Here is a 1,646-nt window from a genome sequence, read left to right on the forward strand (position 1 = left end):
TTGAAACCTGAAGAATATAGCCGATAACACAGACAAGCTTGAGGACAGCAGCGTAAACCTACCATGAGAAAAACCCAGGAGCATCGCGGAGAAAAGAACCCAAGTGTATAAGAAAGTACACTATAAGCTTGTTTTCGGGTCGATTGCTTCTATCGACGACGTTTCTGCAAGCTAATTGCTCTCCTTTAACCTTGGCTAGGAAACCTTCTCTGTCTCCATTTGGGGCAGGGCAGGGGCGACGGCGATTGTCCCTGCAGAGGTGCCTGTAGCCCGCCTGCGGGTGTAAGCTCTAGAGGGATCCCTCTGGGTGAGGAGGACGGTCGGACATGGCGGCCAAGCAACTGAAGTTCTACTGGAGCCCGCAGTACCAAATCTTTAGTTGTGACGGGGCCAAGCTGGAGGGGCACGGCGCCATTCAAACCAATCCCTCGCATGACTTGGTGCATCTGTTTATCGCCGCCAACGGCAACATGCCCTGGCAGCCGGTAGAAAGCCGCGAGCAAACCTGCTTTGCCGAGTACAACGCCGTGCTCCTGGAGCACCTTTTGGTCAACTGCTTCAACGTAGCGGTGCTGGGATCCATGGCCCCAGAGCAGGTTGTTCCGGAGGCGCGCAAGTTTTTGCAGTGGTTTGTTTCCGAGCACTACGCGCCGTTTCCGGTCTCTGAAGAAGAGGCTTTTTGTTGCTTTGCAGCCCACCTAGATATCGAGCGCATAGTGCGGTTATTCCCCTACTTCTACAGTTTGCGCGCCTGGGAGTGCTTCAGCCCCGATTACCGCAACGCGGTTTACGACTTGGAATTTACTTCCGAAGACGATCCGGTCAGGGAAGCCCCGGAATGGGCGGCGGATCCCAATATCTTGGAGACCCAAGAGCTGGTGCGGCAGAAGCTCGCTGAAGCTGTGGCGGAGGCGAGATCGATCCGGCCCAAGGCGGAGCCCGTTTTCCCGCAAACCTTGTTGGCTTCACCGCTGTCCAATCCCCCAGCCAAGACCAAGCAGAAAAAAGGGGGGCTCGGCTTCAAGCCCACCCCCACCCGTTAATGGTTGATCCCCCCTTCCCGGTCCCATCAAGGGAGAGGGGTTGGAAGCTGACTACTCTGGGCCCACCACCAGGCGGCGGAAGGCCTTCTTGCCCACCTGGAGAACTCGCCCGGCCAGTTCAGAAGCGCTGGTAAACTCCAGGTCGGGATCTTCCACTTTTTGCCCATCCAGCCGCACGGCGCCTCCTTGGATTTGCCGACGGGCCTCGGCGGCGCTCTTGCACAGGCCGGACTCGCGCAGGAGGTAGCTGAGCTTCACCGGATAGGACAACCCCTCGAGGGCAAAGGTGGGGATGGATCCTGCCTCGACAAGATTGCCTTGCAACACCAGCGCTTGGGCGGTGCGCTGCGCCGCTTCTGCCGCTTCAGGAGAGTGCAACTGGGCCACCAAGGTCTTGGCCAAGAGGATCTGGCGCTGGCGGGGATCCGCCGGCAGCTCTGAGAGGGGCACCGCGGTGAGCAACTCAAAATACCGCTCCACCAGGTGATCCGGCACCTTCTCCAGCTTGGAGTACATGGTGAGGGGATCCTCGGTCAGGCCGACGTAGTTGTTTTTGGACTTGGACATTTTCTGATAGCCATCCAAGCCCTCCAAAAGCGGCAC

2 protein-coding genes are annotated in these 1,646 nt (G+C 58.2%); one reads left to right on the forward strand and one right to left on the reverse strand.

Annotated elements, in window-relative coordinates:
* The first annotated feature begins 326 nt into the window (after nt 1–326).
* Nucleotides 327–1,043, forward strand: a complete 717-nt coding sequence (locus NW841_RS12735) for a hypothetical protein (protein WP_414386756.1) — start codon at nt 327–329, stop codon at nt 1,041–1,043.
* A 51-nt stretch (nt 1,044–1,094) separates the two neighbouring features.
* Here NW841_RS12735 and tyrS read toward each other — a convergent pair.
* A partial coding sequence (tyrS, locus tag NW841_RS12740; RefSeq protein WP_414386758.1) for a tyrosine--tRNA ligase occupies nt 1,095–1,646 on the reverse strand: 552 nt, incomplete at its 5' end.

This window comes from Synechococcus sp. H60.3 (genome assembly GCF_047462295.1).
Taxonomy (GTDB): domain Bacteria; phylum Cyanobacteriota; class Cyanobacteriia; order Thermostichales; family Thermostichaceae; genus Thermostichus.